The sequence below is a fragment of the Streptomyces sp. NPDC001351 genome, assembly GCF_042896045.1.
In the GTDB taxonomy this organism is placed as follows: Bacteria; Actinomycetota; Actinomycetes; order Streptomycetales; family Streptomycetaceae; genus Streptomyces.
Window position 1 is genome coordinate 175,325 of the sequence record NZ_JBIAWS010000008.1, and the last position, 24,653, is coordinate 199,977.

The following is a 24,653-nucleotide window of genomic DNA, read 5'->3' on the forward strand; positions in this document are numbered from 1 at the left end:
GCGGACTGCGGCTGCTGCCCGGACACTTCCTGCGAGTTCTGCGCCTAGTCCCCAACACAACCCGCCCCTCAGATCTACCCGCGCCCCCGGCCCGACAGCCGGGGGCGCACCCATACGCGCAAGCGCCCTCTTGGAGACCACCGCATGACCTACACCCGAGGAATTCAGACCCTCGCCCAGCACATCGGCACAGAACCCGAATACGTCGCCCGCGCCCTGCGCACGGCATCCCGCACACACGCCGTCATACGCGCTCAGCAATTCCAGGACCTGACCGATGAGCAGTTCCGGCGCCTCATGGGCGGCGACCGCCTCGCCGTGGCCCTCGTCGCCAACCTCGCCCTGCGCTACGCCGGACGTATTGAAGACGCCTTGCTCCTGATGGACATCTACCACGCCAGCCAGGGCACCAAGCCGCCCCGACAGGCCATCCGCAAGGGCGTCGGGACCCATCCCGAGTACCACAACCACGCCCACATCCAGCAGGCCATCCGCATCCTCGACGCCGCCGGCCTGCCGCCCATCGTCACCGACGGCACCCACGAACTGCGCCCCGGCTTCCAGGTCCTGCCTGCCCAGAGCGAACTGCCCGGCTGGGTCTTCATCGCACCCGACCCCGACTGCGAGGCCCGCACCGGCTTCGCCGGCGGCAGCCTCGGCTACCTCGCCGTCATGCGCTGGGCCGGATGGGGCGTCATCACCGAACCCATGCCCGCAGGGCTGTGGGCCGTCGTCCACCCCAACCACCGGAGCAACCCCTTCCCCTCCTGACTGCACCCGTCGCCCGCCCGCACCAGGCGGGCGGGCGACGGCCCCTCCAGAAAGGCCACCGGCACCGTGAAGCTCCCGGTCGACGACGAAACCCTCAACGCCTGGTCCTCCCTCCTCAACCTCACCGAGGAACAGGCCGCCGACGTCCTCAAGGAGATCGAGAAGACGCTGCGCGTCGGCTACGTCCACCGCCCCCACTCCCTGCGGCACCTCAGCTTCGAGGAACTGGTCGCGGGCATGGCCGTGGACGAGCTGGCCCTCATGTTCCTGGCCACCGGACTGCGCCACACCGGCCACCCCGAGGCGGCCGCCGCCGTCGAGATACGCGGCCTCGCAGCCCAACTCCAGGCCCAACACGAGGCCGACTGAACCCCGGCACCGCACTTGCCCCACGCCGCCCCGGCCGCGCCCCGCGCACCGGGGCGGCCCCATGCGCGCACCCCAAGGAGCCCCTGTGTCCGACGACGACATATTCCTGCCGCGGGCCGCAGCACCCGCCGCGGCCCGCCCCGTACCGAGCTGGGCGAAGAAGGCCCCGCCCAAGTCCAAAGCCGCCGTACGCCCCGCGAAGACCACCTGGCGCAAGATCCTCGCGCCGCGCGATCCGCACGAGCACGCTCGCAAGATCGCCGAGAACGTCATCGACGCCTGGTATCAGAGCCACGGCGGCAGCAGCATCGACGTCCCCCTCGGCACCGTCGCCGCACTCGCACTCCTGCGCCAGCCCGAGAAGACCGGCAACGGACTCGCCGACTGGATCATGGGCCGCGAGCCGCACGAACTCCCGCAGCTCTTCAAGGAGATCTACCTCGGCTACTGGCTCAAGCGCCCCGACCTGATCGACCGCGCCGTACGTCTGCACGACTGGGCCTGGAACCCCGACCCCGACCCCCACCAGCTCCAAGCCGTCCAGGCCATCACCCACCGCGCCCTCAACCAGGGCCTGTTGGACCTCACCGGCCATGACGACCCGTACATGCGCGCCGAGACCGACGTCCTCAGCCCGCTGCTGACCGGCCTGCGCCACAAGAGCGACAAGAAGTGGCGCGGCGAATACCACACACCGCCCGGCGTCACCGACCTGCTGGCCAACATGCTCGTCGACAAGGACTTCGCTCAGCCAGACCTGGCCATCCGCGAACCCGCCGTCGGCTCCGGCACCATGCTCCGCTCCGTCGCTCAACGGCTGCGCGACCTCGGCCTCAACCCGCACGACTACCTCTGGTACGGCAACGACGTCGACGCGCTTGCCGCGGCGTGCGCAGCCGTCAACGCGATCATCTGGGACCTCGGTCCCAAGTGCTTCATCGGATGCGCCGACTCCCTCGCCCTCGAGGACGGCGGCTACGCCAAGACCCTCGCCGAAGCCAAGGACTCCTTCGAACAGCGCGACCGCTACGTCGACGCCGCAAACACCATCGTCGCCTCCCGCCGCGCCTTCCGTCTCGTGGACGACCTCATCTCCGGCAAGGAGACAACCGCCGCATGAGCGACGAAGACGACCTCGCACGCCCGCGCGCCACCCCCACCCGGGGCAGGCGCCGACCCGCCTTCGCCCAGCCCCCACCCACCGGCCTCGACCAGCCGCTCGGCCAACTCGCACCCGACCTCGAACCGCCCTGGGCCAAGGAGGACACCGACACCCCCGACCGCACCGCCAGCTACACCCACCCCGAAGGCCACCGCATCGGCCTGCGCCTCCAAGGAGGCGACCTGATCATCCAGACCTGGATCGCCGCAGGCCCCCACGTACCAGCCGTCCCCGACGGCACGGCGGCAGAGCAAGCCGAAGCCCAGGCCGCCAACGACGCACGCCTTCAGCCCGGCCGCACCTGGCACCGCACCATCCCCATCCGACACACCCCCGACCTCGCGGCAGCCATCGACGCCGTCCTGCGCGACGGACTCATCCGCTCCCTCACCACCAAACCCAAACGCATACGCACCACCACATACGGGCCCACCCCAGAAACCAGCAACCGGCCCCAGCAGACCCACTCCACCCAGAAGGAAGGCACCCCGAAGTGAAAACGCCAAATCCCCGCATCAAGGTCGACGGCCCCGCTGACTTCGCCCAACTCCTGCCCTTCCTCGTCGGCCACCAGCCCGAGGACTGCATCGCCCTCCACGGCCGCATCGACACCGAGACCGGCACCGGGCCGACCATGACCATCTCGCTCCCCGACGACCCCGCCACCTGGCAGGCAACCGCCGCAGCATTCGCGGCCAAGTTCATCCACATCACCCACGCGCCCGGGCAGCCCAACATCCTCGACATCGTTGTCTTCCTCTGCCGCACCCCGCGCCCCGGCCAGAGCGCAGAGGAAACCGCCGAGGCCCTGCGGCCCCTGGCCGACTACTTCGTCGACGCCTTCACCGACATCGGCCGCGGCTCTATCCAGTCGACCATCGCCCTCGTGGACAACCGCTGGTGGGCATACGAGTGCCACCTCCCCGGATGCTGCGAGGGCGAACCACTCCCCAGCCCCGACGACCCCACCAGCGTCGCCGCCCAACTCGCCCGCCACGGCTGGACGCTCGGCCGCCGCACCAGCGAGATCACCCAGGAGTTCCAGCCCATCGAGCCGGAGGACACCGCCGACCTGCACCGCGCCCTCGACAACGAAGGCGCAGCCTGGGCCCAGTACTGCGCCAACGCCTCCGACGACAACACCGTCCTGCGGGCCACCCACGCGCTCCTGGAGACCGCGATACACGACTTCCGTGCCGGCGCCACCGAACTCGCCCACGACATCACGGCGCGACTCATCTTCGGTCTCAACGACGAATGGGCCCGAGACCACGGCCTCGAACACATCGAGGACGACGACCTGCCCCACGCCCGCCGCCTGTGGGCCTTCCTCGCCCGCCGCGCCATCCCCCCGCACGAGGCCGCAGCCGTCCCCGCACTCACCCTCCTCGCCGCCGTCGCCTGGCGACAGGACGACATCCCCACCGCCCGCTACGCCCTCAAACGCGCCCTGACCCTCGACCCCGACGACGACTTCGCCGACGCCCTCCACGAAGCCATCAACCACGAAGTCGACGCCACGACCCTCCTCCCCATCGCCCGCAACACCAAGGCCGAGCGCCACGCCCGCGCAGAGAAGGACCGCGCATGACCACGCCAGCCGAATCCGTCGTCTGGCTCCGCCCCGAATTCCAAGGCCGCGAAGACGAGTTGGTCCACCTCTCCGCCGCAGCGGCCCTCGTAGGAGTCACACGCTCCAGCGTCAGCAACTGGGCCAAACGCCACGCCAACTTCCCGAAGATCGCCCTACTGATGGGCATAGGCGCCGGCCGCGCGAAGTACGTCCCCCGCAACGAGTTCCTCGACTTCGCGTGCGCCCAACTGAACAAGGAACTCGGCACCGCCCGAAAGACCGGCCCTCACCGGCCCTCTGTCGTCATCCGGTCCGAAGAGATCACTCACCACGAGCGACAGATCGCTCGACTTACGGACCTTGAGAAGCGGCAGGCACAGAAGCTCGCGAGTACGCGGCAAGCCCTGCGTAAACACCGGGCCCGCCTCGGACAAGCCCGCCAGGCGCTGGAGGCCGAGGTCGCCGCGATACGCAGCCTCGATGGAGCAGACGCGGATCCGACCACGTCACCGGACGGACGCACAACGGCGAGGTAGTCTGTCAGGACGCGGCTGACCTGCGAAAACGGTCACTGGCTCAACTCCCGGGTCAAGGGAGCGAGGGAGTTACTCCTCCCAAAGCATCTGCGGTGCTCACCGAAACGCGATTGGCCGGTTGACCTCCACAGACCTCTCAGCGGGTCGCGGACAACTTGTTCCCAGGACGTCAGTTGGGAACGTAGTGGGAACAGAAGGACAGAGAAAGCCCGGGAAGGATCGCGAAAGAACCAGACCCGGCCTCTCGCCATCAGGCCTTTGACCTGCAGAAACGGCGAAAGATCCAGCCGGACAGCGACGGACCGGTAAGTCTATGATCATGCTCCTAAAGCGGGTGTCGCAGGTTCGAATCCTGCCGGGGGCACCAGGCAAAAGGCCCCGGACCGATCATGGTCCGGGGCCTTTGACATCTACTTCTGACATCAACGGGGACGGTCACTCACGACCGGGGCGCCGCTTTCGCAGGAGCCGGTCCATGTGGCTCATGGCCTCTCGCTGGGTGTCCTGGACGACGTGCGTGTACACGTCCATGGTGATGCTGATCTGGGAGTGCCCGAGGATCTCCATCACGACGCGGGGCGCCACTCCGGCCGCCGTGAGGAGAGTGGTCGTGCCGTGGCGAGCGTCGTGCAGGCGAATCACGCGGAGGCCGGCGGACTGGGCTACGCGGGTGAAGGAGCGGTAGACGTTCCGGGGCTCGACCGGGCGGCCGGTGCGGGTGGTGAAGACGTAGGCGGACTCCTGCCATCAGGGGCGTATTTTCTCGCAGTTCTCGACCCAGATCCGCTGGAAGCGAATCACGATGCCTGTTAAGCACATCATAGGATTCGCGCATGTCTAGATAATGGATCGCACTGGCAGAAGATTCGCCGATTGCTTCAGAATCTCGTTTTAGATTGGCCTTCTCGTAGTTAGGCCCCAGCGCAGTCTCTTCATCCAAGTGATCAAGCACGTATCGGACCAGGAGATTACGAACATCTGCTTCGAATGAATCAACGAGAACATAGAGACGCGAACGCGTCATCCGAGTATGCGGAATCACTCATCCCCCAGTTCCAATCGCTCCCCTTCCGATGTTGCCACTAGCCAAGGCTCATGTCACTGGAACGTGCAGAAACCTGCAGGCAAGGCAGCGCGCACTTCGTAATCCACCCAAGACGCAAGTCCCAAATGCCCTAATTTCACCTTATGTGCAGATACTCACCGATGACGAGATGCTGAGCCAGGCCTCGGAGGACGTGCTCGCAAACGTTACGACGCTGTCCAAGACAGACAGCAGGAAGAACTCGACGATGCCAGGGTACGGACCCGTGATGCCATCAGCAGACTGGTCAGAGCAGCCAAGCAACACCTTTGAGACACGTGCAGACGCGCCGGTTCCTAGAGCCCCACACCGGCGGCGGTCGCACCACAAGCGCACCAGATCGAGCGGGGATCAGCGGGAATCACGGTGAAAGCAGCCTAGCCCGCCAAGGTGGCGAAGCTGCCGTTCGAGCGGCTCAGCACCTACAACAGGCCCTCGGTGCCCGCAGCTTCCCAAGCTGAGGTCTCACCGCCGTCGTGGCCCGTCAGTCCAGCCAGACGAGTACCGCGTCGTCCGCCCTGGCAGCAGCCTCAAAGTACTGCGTGAGGCCGTCGTACCAGGGATGCCCCCACTCCAGCGAGCTGGGCTCACTCCATCCGAGCGGATAGACCTGGGCGCTGGTCAGTTCGGCAGGATCCACGCCACTGACGAGCTGGTCATAGCTGGTAGCCCTCAGAGCTTCCGCCGCGAGCCGGACCCGCTCAGGCCTCAGGTACCTCGGAGGCCCGTAACCCCAATCCTCATCCTCGGCGAACGGCTCCTCGCCGTGGATCACGTTCACGGGGAACTCGGCGCGCGCCAGCAGGAAGCGGAGCATGTCCCAGGTCTTGTATGTGCTGAAGTGGCGCGCTTCGGCCGGCGCAGGGTCCGCCTCCTCCTCGGCGTCCTGGACCTCCTCGACGAAGTCCAATGCCCAGTCGGGCTCTTGGATCGCTCGGTTCAGCTCAACAGCCGTGACACGCAGGTACTCACCGATCATGCTCATGGCCGGAGGCTAGGCGAGGCCACTGACAACGGCCGTCGGACGACCCGTCTCAGTTTCCGTCTCATTCAGCCCGGTTCACCGGCGTTCAGTCGAGACCTGGAGCAGCTCCCAGCATGGTGACAAGCCGTCGATGAACGCAGGTGAACGCCCCTGCACACAGCCCACCACCCCACCACCACAGTTGGAAAGCGTGCACCCCGTCCGGGGTGGCGTGCTGGTGGCCGACTCACAGGACAGGAGCCGGTCAGCCGTAGTACCCCTCGAGGTCGGCGAGGACGTTGACCGATCCGAGCGCGTTGTAGATGTGGATGTAGCCGTCCGCGCCGACTGGGATCACGGCGAGAACCGGGCGGGTCTGGCCGGTGGTCAGGTTCAGGTTGGAGCGGGGAGCGTCTCGGCCTGCTCGTAGAGGTAGATCTTCTTCCTTTGTGAGCGGATCGCGCCCGGCTTAGGCGCTCGCTTGGTAGCCGGATCCGTTGCGCCGGATGCGGCCTCGTTGAGTGGTCTCGACCTTGGTGTTTGCCATGACGTGGAACCTACTGACGGCTAATGCCACGGCTACGACGAACAGCGCGCCTACCCGAGGAAGGTAAACGCGCTGGTCAGACTCTGTGCCCCGGCAGGATTCGAACCTGCGACACCCGCTTTAGGAGTTCGATTGCGGCTTGGCTCTGCTGCGGAGCTGCGTGGTCGCCTCAGTCGAACGGAGCCGTAGCCGTGTGTTGGTGTACGGAGTCGTTGATGTCACTCGTGGATGTCAGGGGGCGTGCGACGAAGGCCCTGGTCAAGACTCCGCGGAACGGCTTGGATGAGCGGGTGATCGCTCTTCCACGAAGACACGTCCGCACCGTAGGTGCCATGGCCGCGATACTGAGCAGCCTGCTCCTGGGCGGCTGCAGTGCAAAGGCCGCGAGCAGCACTGGCCATCTTGGCTCCAGCGCCCAGCCGACCTCCGCCAAGCCTGCTGCCGCGCCCGCAGGTTCGGGCATGCCCGGGTTGACCACGGCCCAGCTCATCAAACGGCTAGTCACTCCCGACGAACTAGGCCTCGGCTACAAGTCCTTTGGTGACAACCAGACGGGAGTGGACCAGCCGCCAGGCTTCCATACGCTCAAGCCTGGATCGGTCGCTTGTACCGACGCCATGGGCTCCTTCGCAATGAATCCCCGGGTTGGCAGGCTCTCGGCTAAGCAGTTCGCCGCCCGCACACTGGCAAGTCCCACGACCCGGGCAGGCCTGAACGAATGGGTGGGCTCCTTCTCCAGCCCGGCCCAGGCCGAGCAGGCCACAAACAACCTGCTGGCCGACGCGGCCACTTGCCCTACCGCGACCGTCACCTCACCGACACCCCCGGCGACAATGACTTTGACCCGGGTACCTGCTCCGCACTACGGCGATCAGAGCGCAGAACTTCTCGCCGGCGGTACTGGCGTCACCGTTGCCGAGCCGATCCTCATCGTCCGATACGGGGCAAACCTGATGGCACTCACCATCGAGCCTCTCCACAACGACGACGCCCTGGTCGCCGACGCTGCCGCGGCCGCCAACAAGCGCTTCATCAGCTGAGCACAAGGCCGCCTGCGGCTAGGGATCTGACGCGTGCAGGCGCACGCTTTCCAACTGTGGTGGTGGGGGCTTGGGCTGGGTACGGGGGTGTTCGCCTGGGTTCATGGGCGGCTCGCCGCCGGTCTGGGGACGGCTCTCGGTCTCGCCTGAACGGCCGTGAACGGTGCTGAATGAGACGGAAAGCGAGACGGCGGGCTCATCCCGGACGTCACCAGTGGGGGCAATCCCTGCTGGACAGTTCGCGGTGTGGGTAGGGTCCGTCGGGCATGACGTCGTGCAGCCAGTCGGTGAGCCACTGGGCCAGTGATTGTTCGAGCGGGGCGAGAGCATGTGGGAGACAGCAGAGGTTGGGGTCCCAGTCCCATATCTGCCCGTCTGCGGCGCGGAAGTCGATGAGTGTCCACATCGCGCAGCCGCGGTTCATGAGAGGCACGATTCCCGGCGGGAGTGGGTGATCGAGGCCGGCGGCGAAGTCGTCGTAGGCCATGGCGATGTCCGCGAGGTCGCCGAACCACACGCCTGTGTCGGTGAGGGACAGCACTTTTGACGGGCCGAAGCCGCCGTTGGCGACTTCGAGGTACATCCGCTGCAACAGTTCGGGCATCCGGTGGCCCACGATTCGCTCGACCTTGGTGACGTCCTCGGCGGACGCGGGACCGGGTGGTCCCCGGCCGGCCACGCGTGCACGGGTAGCCCGAAAGACGTCTGGAAAGCTGTCCATCGCACGCAGTAAATGTTTGATCAAGGAACACTGAGGTCGTCCCAGGCGGTGTTAACGTCCGGCTGCTCTGCGGTCCCCTACCGCAGCAGCGGGGGTGGAAGGCCGCGTGTGTGGGGAGACGCATGCCGCCCTGGCAATCGCCGTGCGCACAACCGAGTTCCCGGGCGCTGCCCCCCGGCGAGAGTGCAGGCACTCGACACTGACGTACGGGCATGGCCCGGGAGGAAGACACCTGTGAATCGAACCGCGCACAAGCGCGGCTGGCTCGCGCTTCTGCTGGCCGGCGCGATCGTGGCAGCGCTTCCGGCGGCAGCGGCCGCTGACGAGACCCCGATCGACCCGGCACTGCCGGCGCCTGCATTGCCGGCCGGAGCGGACTGCGGCAGCGACAGCAGCCCTACCTGGCGGACCGTGCCCAGTCCGCCTCCCGCGGGGATGACCGTCTCCATCGGCGTACCGCGGTCCACGGTCAACGGGGTGACGTACCAGGGGGTCGTCCACGCGTGGGACGTGGACGGTTCGCAGGCGGCCGACGGGTCCGTCTCCGGGCAGCCCGTGCCCGTCCAGTCCGTGTACGTCCCGCTGCCCCTGGCGGACGGGCACACCTACGGTTGGCACGCGTCGACGTACGACGGGACGGCGTACTCGAACCCGACCGAGCCCTGCTACTTCAGGGTGGACGGGAGCGCGCCCCTCGCCCCGGTCGTCACCAACCCGGACTTCCCCCCGGCGGGCAGCCCGGGAACGCCCACGAAGGCTGCCGGGCAGCCCACCACGTTCAGTTTCAGCTCTACCAGCGATCCCCTGCCCAGCGGGTGCGCCGAGGCGGGGGCCCCGGACTGTCAGGCCAGCGGCTTGGACCACTTCGAGTACGCCCTGGACCAGGAACCGGGCATCGGTGCCGCCCGGGTTCCCGCCGATGCAGGGGGCAACGGCAGTCTGACGACCGCCCTGTCCTGGGGCGTGCACACCCTCTACGTCGTCGGGGTCGACGTGGCCGGGAACCGGTCGCAGGAGCCGGCTGCGTACACGTTCACGGTGCCGTCGCAGCTCCCGCCCCCGAGCCGGCCCACCCTCAACCTCACCACACCGGAGACAGCCGGCCGAGGGGCCCAACTGACCGTCTCTGGGCAGCTGTCGGCGGCTCCGTACTCATCAGGTGAGGTTGTTCACGTGCTGAAGAGCGACCTGGCCCATCCCACCGGTGTTGCGCTGCCCGACGCGCCGTTGTCCGCCGACGGCACCTTCCGCATCGCCGATGTCCCGCAGGTCGGGGGAGCCAATACATACACCGTGACCTACCCGGGTGACTCCACCCACCAGGCCGTCAACGCGTCCGCGACCGTCCAGGTCTCCCGCAGCGCCGCCGCGGTGTCCATCACCACCAACGCTCCGTCGTACGCCTACGGCGCGACCGCAAAGATCACCGCCCACCTCGGCACGACCTACAACGGACGCACCCTCGCGATCTACGCCCAGCCCTACGGCGGCAAGAAGGCGCTGATCGGGACCGGCACGGTGGACAGCCACGGCAACCTGGCCACGACCTACGAACCAACCCGCAAGACCACCTTCACCGCGGCGTTCGCCGGTGACTACCGCTACGCCCCGGCCACGGCCGCTACGACCGCGCCGGCCTACGCCAAGGTGTCCGAGTCGCTCAGCGGCTACTACGGGAGCACCCACTACGGCGGCCTCCTCTACCGGGTCTACCATCACACCGCCAAGGCCAAGCTGAACGTCACGGTCACGCCCAACAAGGCCGGCCAGTGCGTGAAATTCCAGATCCAGCGGTACTACAGCGATGCCTGGCACACACAGAGCACCTCCTCCTGCCGCACGCTCAGCACCACGAGCACCAGCTACGCGACGCTGAGCCTGACCAACGCGGTCAACAGCAAGTTCCGTATGCGGGCCGAGTACGTCCACAGCAGCAACGACACCGGCAACCTCAGCACATGGGGCGCATGGCAGTACTTCACCGTCAGGCAGTGACGCACCAGGCGCCGGGCCCTACCGCTGAGGGGGGCCGGCGCCTGGGAAGGCCGATCCAGACATGGTGTTCCGATCTTCGGTGGGATTCTTCGACACCAAGGACTTCGTATTCAGCATCGCCTTTGGTGTCGCGGGTGACCTGTCCGCCTGCGCGGGAAGGGCAGGAGACGACGGGACCGCACACGGTTTCGCTGCGAAGTACGAGCCGGCCGCGCGCAGCATTGTGTCGGCGATCGGCACGGCTGGCCACCTGATCCTCAGCGATGGGGACCCGGAGTTCTGGGCTGACACCATCGTCTGGTTCCTCGGCCTGCTCCCGGCCGACGCCGACGCCGTTGCCGACGTAGCGTCCGCCTCGTTGCGACTCCATCGGGGTACCAGCCAGCCCCATGCGGGTGATCCATCACCAAGTTCGTTGGCGTAGGGATGGATCACCAACACTTCTGATCCCTTCCCACGAAGCTGGTGGTGGCCAGGGGGAGGTGTCCCTCGCGTGCGTCTTTCATCGCCTTGCAGGGCCTTCGTCGCACTGGGCACGAAAGGCGACCATCAGCATTTCGTGGGTCAGCGGGCCGGTGGCTGGATGTAGTCCTCCAGTCGTGCGACGGCGAAGCCCTGCTTCTGGATGAGCCTGAGCATGTTGGCGAACATCTGCGTCATCGTGCGGCCCTTGAGCTCGGAGGGCCCGCGGAAGTGGGCGAGGATGATGTCGCCGTCGCGCAACTTCTTGTCCGGCGTCTGGTACTGCATGCTGCGGATCTGCATCGATTCCCGCCACCACACGATCGCACGGGGCCCACACGCCCCGACCGCGGTCTTGGTGTTGGTGTTGTACGCGCCGTAGGGCGGCCGGAACAGCAGCGGAGCGGTGCCGTACTCCTTGGCGAGGACCTTCTGGTCTCCGCACACCTCCTCCCGCTGACGGGCCAGCGGGACGGAGCTCATGACGGGATGGTGCAGGGTGTGGTTCTGGATGTGATTGCCCAGCGCCTGAAGCGGTTTGAAGTACGCGTAGTCCGATTTGATCGCGTCGTTCATCAGGAACATCGTGATCGGGACCTTCAGGTCCCGCATCATCTTGATGAACTCGGGATCCTTCTCCTGGCCGTCGTCCACCGTGATGAAGACGACCTTCTGCGAGGTCGGTATGTGGGTGAAGACCGGAACGGTTCCGTTGGCCGAGAGCTTCACCGGCTTGTCGGCCGGCGGCTGCGGAGCGGTCCGCAGCGGTGTCAGACCCCACCTGCGCCAGGCGGCGAGTTCAGTGGTCTGAGCAGTGCCGGCCGCGTTGCCCTTTGGTGCGGCGCCCTGCGCCGTGGGTGCCGAGTGACCGGTTGCGCTGCCGCCGCCCGCACTGCAGCCGCTGACGACGACGGCCACCGCGACCGCCCCGGTCACCGACGTGTACAACCTGCCCCGGCTCATCCACCGCACCGCTCCTCGCTTCCATCTGGAATATGACGCTTGGCCCGAATGAAAATAGCTTGATAATCAAGACGCACGATCACCCTGTTTGATGACGGATGCCGGGGCAGGGTTCCCGCCGGCCGTGGAACCCGGGCAAGGAGTCGCGGATCACTTCAGGACGTTGACCGCGCGCGCGATGATCAGCGCCAGAGTCAGCAGGGAGATCGTGGACTGCACAGACATCAGCAGCTTCGCCCACCGAGACAGCGGCATGGTGTCGGTGGGACTGAAGGCAGTGGCGTTGGTGAGGGCGACATAGAGGTAGTCCATGTACTGCGGCTCCCAGTCTTCGGGCGCGATGCCCTCCTGCTGCATCTGCGGGAAGAGGAAGTCCGGGTTCTGGTGCGTGCCGAGGGCGCGGGCCGCCGGACCGCCCCGGTCCCACTCCCAGTACCAGAGGCTGAAGGCGATGACGTTGGTCAGCCAGATGCCGCCGCCGGTCATCAGCAGGGCCACGGCGTTGGAGCCTTCGGTGCCGTGCAGCAGGTCGCGTACCAGGATGACGGCCGACCAGCCGTTGGCGAGGCTGACCGTGGCGGCCAGCAGCAGGCCCAGCGTGCGCAGCAGTCGGGAGCGGTACTCGATCCGCCGGTGTGGATGGGCCACCCAGAGGGCCGCCATCATGACCAGCTCCAGCACCGGCAGGAGCCAGTGCGGGTGGATGGTGAGCCGTTCAGGCAGCGCCCACTGCACCCAGACGGCAACCAGCAGCGCCGCCATCACGGCCCAGCGCTGCTCGCCCTGGGTGCGCCGCCGCCAAGCGGGACGCTCGGACTCGGACTCGGATGCCTGCTGCGCCGGAGCGAGCAGGCCTTCTATCCGTTCCAGGCGGACTTGCAGCAGCTCGGCCCAGTGCTCGGGGCCGGGGCGCTGCGGAGGCGGGGTGTCATGGGTAGTCACGGGCCTATCTTCGCCAGGTGCTTGCCTCATTGCGCAAGTCTGCAATCAATTGGAGTCGTCCGTCAGGCTGCGGCAGAAGCGAGCCTGGCCAGGACTTCGCCGGTGGCCCGGGAGCGGTGCGGTTGCCCGGTAAGCGACTTGGTTCGGGGCGGGGGCGGGCGGGGCGGTGGCGAGGCCGGTGCCGAACTCGCGCCGGACCTCCGCCGTGACGGCCGTGCCGCCGGACCGGGCGGAGCCGGGTGTGCCCACGCTCCGCACCTCGCAGCTGAGCGAGGCCCCCTCGCGGCCGGACAGCGCGACGGCCGGAGTGGCGGCGGCCTGCCCGTGCCGGGCGTACGCCTCGGGACAGCCACTGTGCTGGACGGTCTGCCCCTGGCGTCCTCGGAGGCGCCCGTCAGCGCCGGCTTCCTGATTCCGCCGCGGTCAACCCCTGCGGTGCCGTGCCCTCGGTGACGCTCAGGTCCTGGGTTCCTATGACGGACAGCAGTTCCAGCTGCTCGGCTCCCCGGCTTCCGGGCGGCGCGGTGAACCACAGCAGGCGTTGGCGTCCGTCCTCGCTGAGCAGGTTGTGACAGTCGAGTTCGATGATGCCGAGCGTGGGGTGGACGATCTTCTTGTGGTCCGCGCGGCGCACCGCGACGTCGTGGGTGTCCCAGAGGGCTGCGAACTCCTGGCTGCGGCGGCGCCGTACGGCGATCATCTTGGTGACCTCCGCGTCCCGGCCGCGCCGGGCGGCCGCTGCCTGGAGGTCGGCCACGAACACCCGGGAGTGGTGCGGGTGATCCTCGGCCGGGTACCTCTCGCGCGTCCGCGGGTCGGTGAACCAGCAGTACACGAAGCTCGCCGTCGGGCCGTGGTGCGCCGGGGACTTGCCGAGCAGGTTACGGGCCAGGTCGTTCTCCACCAGGGTTTCGTGCAGGTCGGTGATGACGCGCGCGGGGGTGTTGGACAGCCGGTCCAACAGTCCGAGAAGCGCGGGCTGCACGTGTGCCGACGGTCCGTGTGCCGACGGGGGGACCGGCCGTTCGGCGAGGTGGAACAGGTGGTCGCGCTCGTCTCCGTTCAGGCGCAGGGCTCGGGCGAGGGCGGCCAGGGTCTGGGCCGAGGGCTGCACGCCGTTCTTTGCGCCGCCGCGTTCCAACTCGGTGTAGTAGTCGGCTGACAGCCCTGCCAGCTGGGCGACCTCCTCGCGGCGCAGCCCGGGGACGCGCCGGCGCGGGCCTTGGGGGAGACCGACCTCGGCGGGGCGGATGCGGTCGCGGCGTGTCCTGAGAAAGGCGCCGAGTTCTGGAAGGTTCACCGCTTCATGGTCGCTCGCGCGTCAGGCCGTAGCCAGGGGGTGGCATCCCCTGGGTGAACGCAGCCCTGGCTAGGGGTGGGGGACCGGCGGATCGTCAAGGACGCAGCAGGGCGACGGCGAGACCGCGGCCCGGCCTGTATTCACCACAGGAGTCAGTCCCGATCCGCATTCACCTCAGGAGTCAGTAATGCCTCTGCCCACTTCCCTCGACGGGAGGGCTGCCCGGGCCCAGCCCTCCGCCTCACCCCGTGTCGCGATCGTCACCGGCGGCTCACGCGGCATCGGCCGCCAGGCCGTAGGCCGGCTGGCGGCCGACGGATACGCCGTCGTGGTCGGCTACGCCCGCAACCAGGACGAGGCCGAAGCCGCCGTGAAGGAGGCCGTCGCCGGCGGCGTTCGGGCGATCGCGGTGCGCGCCGACGTCGCCGACGAAGACGCCGTCGCGGCCCTGTTCGACGCGGCCGAAGCAGAGTTCGGCGGTGTCGACGTCGTCGTGCACACGGCCGGGCGGGCCCACATGGCGCCGATCGCCGAGCTGGACCTGGCCGTCCTGGACGACCTGCACCGCACCAACATTCGCGGCACGTTCGTCGTCGTCCAGCAGGCCGCCCGTCGGGTGCGCCCCGGCGGTGCGATCGTGACGTTCTCCACGTCCGTGGTGGGGCTGGCCTTCCCGAACTACGGCGCGTACTCAGCCAGCAAGGGCGCGGTCGAGGCGCTGACGCTGATCCTGGCCCGGGAGCTTCGGGGCCGGGACATCACCGCCAACGCCGTCGCGCCCGGCCCCACGGCCACCGACCTCTTCCTGGACGGCAAGGACGAGGAGACCATCGCCCGTCTGGCCGCCCAGCCCCCGCTGGAGCGACTCGGTACCCCGGCCGACATCGCCGAGGTCGTCGCGTTCCTGGCCTCCCCGGCCGGCCACTGGATCAACGGACAGGTCGTCCGCGCCAACGGCGGAATCATCTGAACCACCCGCAGCCACCCCATCGATCGACGAAGAGGCCCTGTCGTGAGGAACGGCGACACCGGAAAGGCCATCCCGGTCACCGGTCACCTGCACGCGGCCGGCGTCACCGACCGACCCCTGATGGGCGGTCTGGGCGAGCGCCTGGTCGCGATGCCGCACGGCACTCGGCCCTGTGTCAAACACCCCTTGTAACGCCCCATTGAAAGAAGGAACGACCAGAAATGCCTTTCGCGAACTTCAAGGTCCCCGAGAAGACCCTCACCCCGAAGCAGAAGGAGGAGATCGTCACCCGTACCACCGAGCTGTACGTCGAGATCTACGGCGAGCGCGCCCGCAACAACACCATGGTTCTGGTCGAAGAGGTCGCCGACGGCGGCTGGGGCATCTCCGGCAACGTGCTGACCCTCGCCATGCTCGGTGAGGCGGTACCGACCGAGACCAGCGAGGCCTGACCGCACCCACCGGACCACGCCCCCCTGTCGAGAACGCCCGGCCCGCGTCGGCAGCGCGGGGCGGCACGGGTCCGGCCCCGCCGAGGTGTGGAGACCGGCCGCACTCGCGGTCTGCTGAACAGCCGGATTCCGGCTGTTCAGAGCGCCGGAGCGGGCCAAGGCACTGTGTCCGGGGGGATTTTGGGCCTGTGCCATCATGAGCATCCCTGAGGGCCCCGGTCCAGGCGGCGGCGCCCGGACGGCGCCCACGCACAAACCACCTTGCCGAACAACTCGGGAAACAGGCGATTCGATCACCATGAACAACGGCCAGACGGCGCTGACCATGCAGGATGCCATCCTCACCTTGCAGAAGTACTGGAGCCACAACGGGTGCATGATCACGCAGCCGTTGAACACCGAGGTGGGGGCCGGTACGGCCAACCCGTCCACGGCACTGCGGGTGATCGGCCCCGAGCCGTGGAGCGTCGCCTACGTGGAGCCGAGCGTGCGACCGGACGACTCCCGCTACGGCGAGAACCCGAACCGGCTCCAGACCCACACGCAGTTCCAGGTGATCCTCAAGCCCGACCCGGGCAACCCGCAGGAGCTGTACCTGGGCAGCCTGGAGGCCCTCGGCGTCGACCTGCGCGCGCACGACGTGCGGTTCGTGGAGGACAACTGGGCCTCCCCCGCGCTCGGCGCCTGGGGCCTGGGCTGGGAGGTCTGGCTGGACGGCATGGAGATCACCCAGTTCACGTACTTCCAGCAGGTCGGCGGCGTCACGCTGTCCCCGGTGTCGGTCGAGATCACCTACGGCCTCGAGCGCATCCTGATGAACCTCCAGGGCGTGTCCCACTTCAAGGACATCGTCTACGCGCCGGGCATCACCTACGGCGAGGTGTTCGGCCAGAACGAGTACGAGATGAGCCGCTACTACCTCGACGACGCCGACGTCGAGACCAACCAGCGGCTCTTCGAGTCGTACGCGGCCGAGGCGCGCCGCATGCTGGACCTGGAGCTGCCCGTACCGGCGTACCAGTACGTGCTCAAGTGCAGCCACACCTTCAACGTGCTCGACGCGCGGGGCGCGATCAGCACCACGGAGCGCGCCAAGGCGTTCTCCCTGATGCGCGGTCTCACGCACGAGTCGGCCAAGCTGTGGGCGCAGCGCCGCGCGGCCCTGGAGCACCCGCTCGGGGTGACGCCGACGCCTGCCCTGGTCACGCGGAACCCGCTGCCCAGGGTGTCCGGCACCGACACGCTGCTCTTCGAGATCGGCGTGGAGGAACTGCCCTACGCCGACGTTCCCGCCACCACCGAAGCGGTGCGTGAGTCGGTCACGACCAAGCTGGCCGCCACCCGGCTGGGACACGGCACGATCACCGTGCGGGCCACACCGCGCCGCGTCGTGGTCACCGTCGAGGGGGTGGAGGCGAGGGAGCGGGACACCGCCAAGACCGTGCGCGGCCCCAAGGTCGCCGCCGCCTACCGGGACGGTGAGCCCACCCCCGCCCTGCTGGGCTTCGCCCGCAGCCAGGGCGTCGACCCGGCGGCCGTGCACACCGTCGAGGTCAACGGTGTCGAGTACGTCGCGGTCACCCGCGAGGAGCCGGGCCGCACGGCGGCCGAGGTACTCAGCGAACTGCTGGCCGAGGTCGTGTCCGGGCTGCGCTCCACCCGCAACATGCGGTGGAACGACCCGACCCTGTCGTTCTCCCGTCCCGTCCGCTGGCTGCTCGCCCTGCTCGGCCGCACCCCCCTGCCCGTCGCCGTCTCCGCGCTCGCCTCGGGCACCACGACACGGGTTCACCGCACCGCCCCCGAGCCGGTCGTCCAGGTGACGTCCGCCGACGCCTACGCCAACTTCCTCCAGATGCACGGCATCCTGCTGGACCGGCAGACCCGGCACGACGCGGTGGTCCGCGGTGCCCGGGAGCTGGCGGCCGAGGCCGGCGGACGCATCGACGTCGACGGCGAGGCCGCGCTGATCGACGAGATCACCGACATCGTGGAGCACCCGCACCCCGTCCGGGGGACCTTCGACGAGCGCTACCTCGATCTGCCCGCGAGCGTCCTGACCACCGTGATGCGCAAGCATCAGCGCTATCTGCCGGTACTGGACGGCGACGGGCGCCTCATGCCGCACTTCGTCACCTTCGCCAACGGCACCTGCGACGACGACGTGGTGCGGGCGGGCAACGAGGCGGTTCTGCGGGCCCGTTACGAGGACGCGGCCTTCTTCTGGCGCGCCGATCTGAAGGTGGCCCCCGAGGAGTTCCGCCGCCAGCTGGACAAGCTGACCTTCGAGGACCGGCTCGGGACGGTCGCCGACCGCGCCGACCGCATCGCCGCCCTCGCCCTCGTCCTCGCCGAACGCGCCGGGCTCACCCAGGACGCGGTCGCCACCGTGCGCCGCGCCGGTGAGCTGGCGAAGTTCGACCTGGCATCGCAGATGGTGGTCGAGTTCTCCGGGCTGGCCGGGGTGATGGCGGAGGAGTACGCGCGCCGGGCCGGCGAGTCCGCTGAGGTCGCGCAGGCCCTGGCCGAGATGGAGCTGCCGCGCTCCGCCGGCGGCGCCCTGCCCACCAGCGACGCGGGCGCCATGCTGTCGCTCGCCGACCGGCTCGACCTCGTGACGGGCATGTTCGTGATCGGCGCCGTGCCGACCGGAAGCTCCGACCCGTACGGTGTGCGCAGGGCCGCCATCGGCCTTCTCAACGTCCTGCGGAACATGCCCGCCCTGGCCGGCGTCCGGCTGGGCGACGGGCTGCGCGCGGCGGCCGAACGCTATGCCGCCCAGGGGGTCGAGGTGCACGAGGAGCGGCTCGCGGAGGCAGCGGAACTGATCACTCGTCGCTACGAGCAGCAGCTCACCGACGCGGGACACGAGCACCGCCTCGTCCAGGCCGTACTGGTGTGGGCGGACCGTCCCGCGCACGGCGACCGCACGCTGGCCACTCTGGAGCGTCACGTCGGGAGCGAGGCGTTCGACGCGCTCGCTGCCGCGCTCCAGCGGGTGGTGCGCATCCTCCCCGAGGGCGGCGTCGGCGCCGCGGACCGCTCCCTGCTGACCGCGCCCGCCGAGCTGCGCCTCGCCGAGAGCGCCGAGGCCGTCCGTCAGGCCCTGCACGGCCGCGAGGACGACCTCGCCTCGTTGATCGAGGTCTCCGCCCCGCTGGTCGCCGCGATCAACGTCTTCTTCGACGAGGTCCTGGTGATGGATCCGGAGCCCGCGGTCCGCGAGGCCCGGCTGGCCCTGCTGGACGACGTGGCCCGCCTGGCCCGCACGACGCTGGACTGGAAGGCGCTGTAGTCGGGCCTCGACGGCCCTGATCATCCACCGCGCCCCGTCTCCGGCTCTGTGCCGGGGCGGGGCGCGGCGTGGTCCTCGCAGTCGGACTCACCCCCGACGAACCCCGCTCACCTCTGGTCGGACGAACCGTCGACGAAACGTCTGAACGTCTCCACGGCCAGCCGGTCCGTCACCGCGCTCCGGCCGGACAGGCGGTGGACGAGTATCCAGCCCTGGGGTGCGGCGCCCGCGAAGACCGAGGCGCTGCCCGTCGCGCCGTTGTGCCACACGAGGCGGCCTGCTTTCTGCCAGGCCGGGGCGGGTTCGCCGAGTCTGCGGTCGACGAGCAGTCCGGTGACGAGGCGTGCGGTGGCTTCGGGTGTGGCCCACAGGCCGCCGGCGGGCAGGATCGCGCCGGTCATGGTCCAGGGCCGTACCGGTCGTCCGAAGAGCCCCCGGCGGCACAGCCGTCTGCCGGACGGCGGGTCGGCGGCGACGTCGGTGACGCCGAGGGGGTCGAGGACATGCCGGTGCAGGAGTTCCTCGTACGAGGTGCCGGTGGCCGCGACCAGCGCCGCGCCCAGCAGGGCGTAGCCGAGGTTCGAGTATTCCTCGGTGGTGCCGGCGGGGGCCGTGACCAGGGTGTCCAGCTGCCGTACGACCGTGTCCAGGGCTTGGGCGTCGAAGGCCGCGTAGGGGTCACGGCCGCCGGTTCCGGGGGGCAGCCGTGGCAGGCCCGAGGTGTGTTCGGCGAGGTGGCGCAGGGTGATGCCGGTGCCCCCGGGCGCGGGCAGGAACGACTCCAGGGGGTCGTCGAGGCTCAGGGCACCGCGGCCGGCCAAGGCGGTCAGGACGGTTGCGGTGAGTGTTTTGGTCAGGGACCCGATCTGCACGAACAGGTCCAGGCTGTGGCCGTTGCGTGTCTCGGGCGGCTCGAAGCTGCTGAGTACGCAGGTGGGAACTCGGGTCATGGGAGGCTTCCGTCGTGCGTTCGGGGCAGCGCGCATGCCACCGTACCCGCAGGCATTGACGATCTGTGCCGCCGGCCACAGCGGTCGGGAGGAACGTGGGCGCATACTGAGCCATGACCAAGCCCGCGGCATCGAAGCGTCATCTGCCCACCAGCCCCTTCAAGGCCCCGGTCGCACCGGCCCCCAAGCACTTCGCGACGGGCGACCAAGTGACACACGACGTGTACGGCCTCGGCCGGGTGATCGGCGTCGAGGACGGGATCGCGGCGCTCGTCGATTTCGGCTCGACACAGATGCGGATCTTGAGCCCGTACGCCAAGATGACCAAGCTGTAGCGCCGTCGTGCCCGGCCGCGGCACGCCAGGCCCCATCGGGGGCCTGTAACGAAAGGCAGACCTGTCATCGACTCGACGTCGCTGTTCTCCGCCCCGCTGGAAGGGCGACCCCGCCGTTCCACGGCACCGTCGCCGCCTCCGACGACGACACCCTTCCAGGCCCCGGACTTCGGAGAGGACGAGATCTTCTGGCCCGAGGACGCGCAGGAGCCCGCCCCGGACACCCGAGCGGCGCGGTCCAAGGCTGCCTGAGAAAGGCCAGTTCAAGGGCTGCATGAGCATGAGGAAGGCCCTCCGTGGAGATCACGGAGGGCCTTCCTCGTGCTGCGCCCGAGCGGGCTGCTAGCTACTTGCCGAAACTGACGGTGTTGTTGCAGCCCAGGCTGGAGCCGACGTTGGTGTTCTGCGTGGCGGGCTTGCCGTCCGGGCCGAACGTGGCGGTCTCGCCCTGAATATCGGTGTTTTCCTCGTTCACCGTGCAGGTGGTGCTCTGGTTGACGCGGATCGTCTGGTTTCCGTGGCCGCGGTGCTCGCGCGAGTGACCCTGTCCGTGTTCGTGTTTGTGCCCGTCCCCGTGGGCGTAAGCGGTGCCGGCGCCGAGGAAGCCGACGGTGCCGAGGAGGACTGCCACGACAACGGTCTTGCGAGGCTTGCGCATGTCTTCTCCGGGTGTTGAAACGGACGCGGGCGAGATCCGCCACGTCTTAAGGTGACTGGAGGTTAATGCGCAAATGCCCTATATCCGCTCGTCGGCACGCCGGATCGTCCGATCAACGAGCACGGCCGCGGGCTCGGATCGTGACCCAAGTCCCCTGTGCGGACAGGGCATCGATAGACGGAAGCGGACGCAGACGCTCCGGTCGGAACCACCCGTGCGGCGGTGCCGTGAGCATGAGGCGGCTTGGGCCGTTCGGCTCCCTACGGCGACGGTGTTCACCGGGGTGGACGGCCATGACGAGCGGTCGCGTCGGGCCGAGCATCCGGCGGGGAACCGGTTCAGCCCCAGTCCGGCGACCCGGGCGAGGCCCGGCGTCCTCGGGGCGCCGTCAGCAGCGCCCTGGCCCCCCGTGCACCGGGCGGCCACGGTCGGCGAGGTTCGTCGATCGGCTGCGAAAACCTCCCTAATCATGATGAAATCGCCTAAATTGCTCGGGTCAGGATGAACTGGACGGATGCAGATCGCTGCAGGTCCCGATCGCATGCGGCCCAGTGGATCCCCGAGCGGTGAGCGGAGGCGACAGTCGGGCGTGGTGAATGCCAGAGGCGCCGTGCAGCCCTTGGAGCGGCAGCGGATGCGGATGCGGCTGCTCGGCGCCGTGGACGAGGACCGGCGCGATGTCCAGGTGCTGCTGACCGCGCTGCAACAGGCGGTGGCCGAGGTACACGGCCTGGGCGGCATGGTGCATCTGCCGGGCGGCGGAATGAGCGGCGTTCTCTATCTGGTCGCCGACAGTGGGCTGCCGGAATCGCTGACCCGGCCCTGGCTGATCATCCCGGCCCGGGGCAAGGCGCCGCCCAGCAGGGCCGCCCGCGGTGACACCGTCGCCTGGCAGCCGGACCTGGCCCCGCCCGACCCGATGCCCGGCCGGGACCCGGCCGCGCTGTGGCCTTCCGGAGTCCCCGCGGGCATCGGGCACCTGGCCGTCCCCGTTCCGGGCGTCGGCGGGCGGCGCGGTGCGCTCTCCGTGCTCTTCGCTCCGGGCGCCGAGCCCGGCCCGGCGGAGCACGCGTTTCTGGACGAGGTGGCGGCCTGGATGTCCGAGCGGCTCAGGTCGTCCGGGATCCTCAATCCGTCCCCCGCCCTGCTGCAGGCCCTGCAGCACGGGCCGGGGCCGCGGGATGCTCCGGCGGGGGAGGTGGAAGGGGCGCCGGCCCTCACGTACACCTGGGACCTGCGCACCGGAGAGCTGACCGCCGGCGGGCCCGTCGAGGAGGTGCTGCCCGGCATCGATCCGCAGATCATGACCGGCGGTATCGAGGCGTGGGCGGCGCTGATCCACCCGGACGACCTGCCGACGGCGGTGGCCGGCTTCGACACGGGTATCCAGGAGCGCGGCGGCTTCCAGCACGAGTACCGGATCCGGCAACAGGACGGCACATACGTCTGGATCGAGGCCCGGGCCCGGACGATCACGGACGAGGCGGGGGCTCCGGTGAAGGTGGTCGGCACCATCCGGGACAGCAGCGAGACGCACGCCGCCGCCGAGTCGGTGGGGCGGGCGCTGCGGCACATGAGCGACGGCTTCGTCTCCCTGGACACGGACTGGCGCATCGACTTCCTCAACCAGGCCGCCGAGCGGCTCTTCGGACCCGCGGGAGAGGTGGCCGGAGCGCTGCTCTGGAATGTTCCCGCCGTGCGGGCCGTGCCGGGCCTCGAGCAGCGGTGCCGGGCCATCGCCGCCGAGGGCCGGCCGGCCGGCTTCGACGTGCCGTGGCCGGACGGGACGTCCTGGTACCACCTGCGGCTGGTGCCGGTGCCGGAAGGCCTCACCCTCTACATCACCGACACCACCGAGCGGCATCTGCGGGAGGTCGAGCGGGCCACGGCGGAACGGGCGGCGGCGGAGCGGGCGGCCCTGGTGCAGCGGATCACGCGGGAGCTGGCCGAGGCCGTCACCGCCCGGGATGTGATGACGGCGGTGGCCGACGGTGTGATGGCCCCCCTCGGGGCCACCGGACTGATCATGCTCGGCGTGGTCGACGACCGGCTGACCGTGGTCGGCTCCCGGGGATACCCGCAGCACTGCACCCAGGTGCTGGAAGGGCAGTGGACGGCGGGGGACACCACCAACCCGGTGGGCGACGCCCTGCGCACCCGCAACCCCCTGCACATCGCCTCCCCGGAGGAGTTCCGGGAACGCTATCCGCAGGCCGAGGCCCTGATCCGGGAGGGCGGCGGGCAGGCGTGGGCCTTTCTGCCGCTGGCGGTGTCGGGGCGCGGGATCGGCGCGGCGGTGATCTGCTTCGACCGGCCGCGGACGCTGGACGACGACGAACGGACGCTGCTGACCGCGCTCAGCGGGCTGATCGCGCAGGCCCTGGAGCGGGCGGGGCTCTACGACGAGGCGACGACCCGGGCCCGTACGCTCCAGCGCAGCCTGCTGCCGCAGGCGCTGCCCGAACTGCCCGAGCTGACGGTGGCGGCGCGCTACCAGCCGGCCAAGCAGGGGGCCGACGTCGGCGGCGACTGGTACGACGTCATCCCGCTCTCCGCGGCCCGGGTGGCGCTCGTCATCGGCGACGTCATGGGCCACGGCATGGCCGAGGCCGCCACCATGGGCGGGCTGCGCACAGCCGTCCGCACCCTCTCGGAGCTGGAGCTGCCCCCCGACGAGATCCTCGGCCACCTCAACGACCTCGTGGGTGAACCGGGCACCGACACCTTCGCGACCTGCCTGTACGGCGTCTACGACCCGGTGACCCGGCAGCTGTCGTACGCCAGCGCCGGTCAGCCGCCCCCGGCGGTGGCCCGGCCCGACGGCACCGTGACCTTCCTGCCCATGACCCCGGACCCGCCGCTCGGTGTGGCCACTCCCCCGTTCGAGACGCTGGAGGCCGAGCTGCCCGCCGAGAGTCTGCTCGCCCTCTACAGCGACGGGCTGGTGGAGAGCAAGGACAGGGATGTGACCACCGGCATGAACCGCCTCGCCGAGCTGCTCTTCGAGTCCGTGAACGCCAGGACGGCCGCACCGGCCGGCGGATCCGACCTCGACGGCCTCTGCGCCGCCATCACCTCCGCTCTGCTGCCTGCCCACCGCGCGCTGACCGACGACGCCGCCCTGCTGCTGGCCCGCACCCACCCGCTGGACGCGGAGAACGTCGCCGAGTGGCCGTTGCCCGAGGACGCGGTGGCGGCGGGTCAGGCCCGCGAGCTGGTCCGCGCCCAGCTCACCGACTGGGACCTGGCCGACGAGGACCTGGTCATGACCACCGAGCTGCTGGTCAGCGAGCTGGTCGGGAACGTGATCCGGCACGCCTGCGGCCCCATCCGGCTGCGCATGCTGCGCAGCCGCGCACTGATCTGCGAGGTCTCCGACGCCAGCCTGACCACACCGCACATCCGGCACACCTCCGCCACCGACGAGGACGGCCGCGGCCTGCAGCTCATCTCCGCCCTCTGCCGGCGCTGGGGCACCCGCCACACCCGTACCGGAAAGTCCATCTGGACCGAACAGCCCTTGCCCGGCAGCCCGGTTGACGCCTGATGAAGTGAGCCTGCGTG

Annotated in this window: 22 protein-coding genes and 1 pseudogene; 15 read left to right on the forward strand and 8 right to left on the reverse strand. The window is 69.3% G+C overall.

What is annotated here, in order from left to right; translation table 11 throughout:
• Nucleotides 1–144 precede the first annotated feature (144 nt).
• From ACFY1U_RS28885 to ACFY1U_RS28910, 6 genes are all read left to right on the forward strand, one after another.
• On the forward strand, nt 145–771 hold the full coding sequence (locus tag ACFY1U_RS28885; RefSeq protein WP_390697037.1) for a hypothetical protein: 627 nt from the start codon (nt 145–147) through the stop codon (nt 769–771).
• A 66-nt stretch (nt 772–837) separates the two neighbouring features.
• Nucleotides 838–1,140, forward strand: a complete 303-nt coding sequence (locus tag ACFY1U_RS28890) for a hypothetical protein (RefSeq protein ID WP_390697038.1) — start codon at nt 838–840, stop codon at nt 1,138–1,140.
• Nucleotides 1,141–1,225: 85 nt separating this feature from the next.
• Nucleotides 1,226–2,260 (forward strand): N-6 DNA methylase, encoded by a 1,035-nt coding sequence (locus tag ACFY1U_RS28895; protein ID WP_390697039.1) that lies wholly within the window; start codon nt 1,226–1,228, stop codon nt 2,258–2,260.
• On the forward strand, nt 2,257–2,799 hold the full coding sequence (locus ACFY1U_RS28900; RefSeq protein WP_390697040.1) for a hypothetical protein: 543 nt from the start codon (nt 2,257–2,259) through the stop codon (nt 2,797–2,799). Before ACFY1U_RS28895 ends, ACFY1U_RS28900 begins: the two co-directional genes overlap by 4 nt.
• The gene (locus ACFY1U_RS28905; protein WP_390697041.1) at nt 2,796–3,893 is read left to right on the forward strand and encodes a DUF4192 domain-containing protein; all 1,098 of its coding nucleotides are present in this window, start codon (nt 2,796–2,798) and stop codon (nt 3,891–3,893) included. The genes ACFY1U_RS28900 and ACFY1U_RS28905 overlap by 4 nt, the downstream gene beginning before the upstream one ends.
• Complete coding sequence (locus ACFY1U_RS28910) at nt 3,890–4,411, forward strand: hypothetical protein (RefSeq protein ID WP_390697042.1); 522 nt, start codon at nt 3,890–3,892, stop codon at nt 4,409–4,411. The genes ACFY1U_RS28905 and ACFY1U_RS28910 overlap by 4 nt, the downstream gene beginning before the upstream one ends.
• Before the next feature lie 435 nt (nt 4,412–4,846).
• Here ACFY1U_RS28910 and ACFY1U_RS28915 read toward each other — a convergent pair.
• Together ACFY1U_RS28915 and ACFY1U_RS28920 are read right to left on the reverse strand one after the other, a co-directional pair.
• A pseudogene (locus ACFY1U_RS28915) lies at nt 4,847–5,158 on the reverse strand (tyrosine-type recombinase/integrase); the annotation flags it as partial.
• An 821-nt stretch (nt 5,159–5,979) separates the two neighbouring features.
• Nucleotides 5,980–6,480, reverse strand: coding sequence for a YfbM family protein (locus tag ACFY1U_RS28920; protein WP_390697043.1), 501 nt, complete (start codon nt 6,478–6,480; stop codon nt 5,980–5,982).
• Between the two features lie 858 nt (nt 6,481–7,338).
• On the opposite strand from ACFY1U_RS28920, the gene ACFY1U_RS28925 reads away from it, so the two are divergent.
• On the forward strand, nt 7,339–8,046 hold the full coding sequence (locus tag ACFY1U_RS28925) for a hypothetical protein (RefSeq protein WP_390697044.1): 708 nt from the start codon (nt 7,339–7,341) through the stop codon (nt 8,044–8,046).
• Between the two features lie 208 nt (nt 8,047–8,254).
• On the opposite strand, the gene ACFY1U_RS28930 is transcribed toward ACFY1U_RS28925, so the two are convergent.
• Entirely contained in the window at nt 8,255–8,725 is a 471-nt protein-coding gene (locus ACFY1U_RS28930; protein ID WP_390697045.1) for an SMI1/KNR4 family protein, read from the reverse strand.
• Between the two features lie 276 nt (nt 8,726–9,001).
• Between ACFY1U_RS28930 and ACFY1U_RS28935 the strand changes: the two genes are divergently transcribed.
• Nucleotides 9,002–10,762: a hypothetical protein gene (locus ACFY1U_RS28935; protein WP_390697046.1), complete on the forward strand. Its 1,761-nt coding sequence runs from the start codon at nt 9,002–9,004 to the stop codon at nt 10,760–10,762.
• Nucleotides 10,763–10,841: 79 nt separating this feature from the next.
• Nucleotides 10,842–11,186, forward strand: a complete 345-nt coding sequence (locus tag ACFY1U_RS28940) for a hypothetical protein (protein ID WP_390697047.1) — start codon at nt 10,842–10,844, stop codon at nt 11,184–11,186.
• Nucleotides 11,187–11,326: 140 nt separating this feature from the next.
• On the opposite strand, the gene ACFY1U_RS28945 is transcribed toward ACFY1U_RS28940, so the two are convergent.
• The 3 genes from ACFY1U_RS28945 to ACFY1U_RS28955 all read right to left on the reverse strand — a co-directional run bounded on the left by ACFY1U_RS28945 (nt 11,327) and on the right by ACFY1U_RS28955 (nt 14,429).
• Nucleotides 11,327–12,187, reverse strand: coding sequence for a polysaccharide deacetylase family protein (locus tag ACFY1U_RS28945; RefSeq protein WP_390697048.1), 861 nt, complete (start codon nt 12,185–12,187; stop codon nt 11,327–11,329).
• Nucleotides 12,188–12,337: 150 nt separating this feature from the next.
• Nucleotides 12,338–13,129, reverse strand: a complete 792-nt coding sequence (locus tag ACFY1U_RS28950; RefSeq protein ID WP_390697050.1) for a hypothetical protein — start codon at nt 13,127–13,129, stop codon at nt 12,338–12,340.
• Between the two features lie 394 nt (nt 13,130–13,523).
• Entirely contained in the window at nt 13,524–14,429 is a 906-nt protein-coding gene (locus tag ACFY1U_RS28955) for a helix-turn-helix domain-containing protein (protein WP_390697051.1), read from the reverse strand.
• A gap of 187 nt (nt 14,430–14,616) precedes the next feature.
• Here ACFY1U_RS28955 and ACFY1U_RS28960 point away from each other — a divergent pair, with 187 nt between their 5' ends.
• The 4 genes from ACFY1U_RS28960 (at nt 14,617) to ACFY1U_RS28975 (ending at nt 19,146) form a co-directional block, all read left to right on the forward strand.
• Nucleotides 14,617–15,399: an SDR family oxidoreductase gene (locus ACFY1U_RS28960; RefSeq protein ID WP_390697052.1), complete on the forward strand. Its 783-nt coding sequence runs from the start codon at nt 14,617–14,619 to the stop codon at nt 15,397–15,399.
• A gap of 42 nt (nt 15,400–15,441) precedes the next feature.
• Nucleotides 15,442–15,591, forward strand: coding sequence for a hypothetical protein (locus ACFY1U_RS28965; protein ID WP_390697053.1), 150 nt, complete (start codon nt 15,442–15,444; stop codon nt 15,589–15,591).
• Between the two features lie 29 nt (nt 15,592–15,620).
• Entirely contained in the window at nt 15,621–15,851 is a 231-nt protein-coding gene (locus ACFY1U_RS28970) for a tautomerase family protein (RefSeq protein WP_390697054.1), read from the forward strand.
• Nucleotides 15,852–16,149: 298 nt separating this feature from the next.
• On the forward strand, nt 16,150–19,146 hold the full coding sequence (locus ACFY1U_RS28975; RefSeq protein ID WP_390697055.1) for a glycine--tRNA ligase: 2,997 nt from the start codon (nt 16,150–16,152) through the stop codon (nt 19,144–19,146).
• Nucleotides 19,147–19,253: 107 nt separating this feature from the next.
• Here ACFY1U_RS28975 and ACFY1U_RS28980 read toward each other — a convergent pair whose 3' ends face one another.
• Entirely contained in the window at nt 19,254–20,096 is an 843-nt protein-coding gene (locus ACFY1U_RS28980; protein WP_390697056.1) for a serine hydrolase domain-containing protein, read from the reverse strand.
• A 113-nt stretch (nt 20,097–20,209) separates the two neighbouring features.
• On the opposite strand from ACFY1U_RS28980, the gene ACFY1U_RS28985 reads away from it, so the two are divergent.
• The gene (locus ACFY1U_RS28985) at nt 20,210–20,431 is read left to right on the forward strand and encodes a hypothetical protein (RefSeq protein WP_390697057.1); all 222 of its coding nucleotides are present in this window, start codon (nt 20,210–20,212) and stop codon (nt 20,429–20,431) included.
• A gap of 346 nt (nt 20,432–20,777) precedes the next feature.
• Here ACFY1U_RS28985 and ACFY1U_RS28990 read toward each other — a convergent pair whose 3' ends face one another.
• Nucleotides 20,778–21,089, reverse strand: coding sequence for a hypothetical protein (locus ACFY1U_RS28990; RefSeq protein ID WP_390697058.1), 312 nt, complete (start codon nt 21,087–21,089; stop codon nt 20,778–20,780).
• A 589-nt stretch (nt 21,090–21,678) separates the two neighbouring features.
• On the opposite strand from ACFY1U_RS28990, the gene ACFY1U_RS28995 reads away from it, so the two are divergent.
• Complete coding sequence (locus ACFY1U_RS28995; RefSeq protein WP_390697059.1) at nt 21,679–24,636, forward strand: SpoIIE family protein phosphatase; 2,958 nt, start codon at nt 21,679–21,681, stop codon at nt 24,634–24,636.
• The last annotated feature ends 17 nt before the right edge of the window (nt 24,637–24,653 follow it).

Coding starts and splice junctions, on each gene's coding strand:
- ACFY1U_RS28985 (WP_390697057.1), top strand. CDS start 20,210: ATGACCAAGCCCGCGGCATCGAAGCGTCATCTGCCCACCAGCCCCTTC.
- ACFY1U_RS28900 (WP_390697040.1), top strand. CDS start 2,257: ATGAGCGACGAAGACGACCTCGCACGCCCGCGCGCCACCCCCACCCGG.
- ACFY1U_RS28945 (WP_390697048.1), bottom strand. CDS start 12,187: ATGAGCCGGGGCAGGTTGTACACGTCGGTGACCGGGGCGGTCGCGGTG.
- ACFY1U_RS28925 (WP_390697044.1), top strand. CDS start 7,339: ATGGCCGCGATACTGAGCAGCCTGCTCCTGGGCGGCTGCAGTGCAAAG.
- ACFY1U_RS28960 (WP_390697052.1), top strand. CDS start 14,617: ATGCCTCTGCCCACTTCCCTCGACGGGAGGGCTGCCCGGGCCCAGCCC.
- ACFY1U_RS28885 (WP_390697037.1), top strand. CDS start 145: ATGACCTACACCCGAGGAATTCAGACCCTCGCCCAGCACATCGGCACA.
- ACFY1U_RS28920 (WP_390697043.1), bottom strand. CDS start 6,480: ATGAGCATGATCGGTGAGTACCTGCGTGTCACGGCTGTTGAGCTGAAC.
- ACFY1U_RS28910 (WP_390697042.1), top strand. CDS start 3,890: ATGACCACGCCAGCCGAATCCGTCGTCTGGCTCCGCCCCGAATTCCAA.
- ACFY1U_RS28975 (WP_390697055.1), top strand. CDS start 16,150: ATGAACAACGGCCAGACGGCGCTGACCATGCAGGATGCCATCCTCACC.
- ACFY1U_RS28980 (WP_390697056.1), bottom strand. CDS start 20,096: ATGACCCGAGTTCCCACCTGCGTACTCAGCAGCTTCGAGCCGCCCGAG.
- ACFY1U_RS28990 (WP_390697058.1), bottom strand. CDS start 21,089: ATGCGCAAGCCTCGCAAGACCGTTGTCGTGGCAGTCCTCCTCGGCACC.
- ACFY1U_RS28970 (WP_390697054.1), top strand. CDS start 15,621: ATGCCTTTCGCGAACTTCAAGGTCCCCGAGAAGACCCTCACCCCGAAG.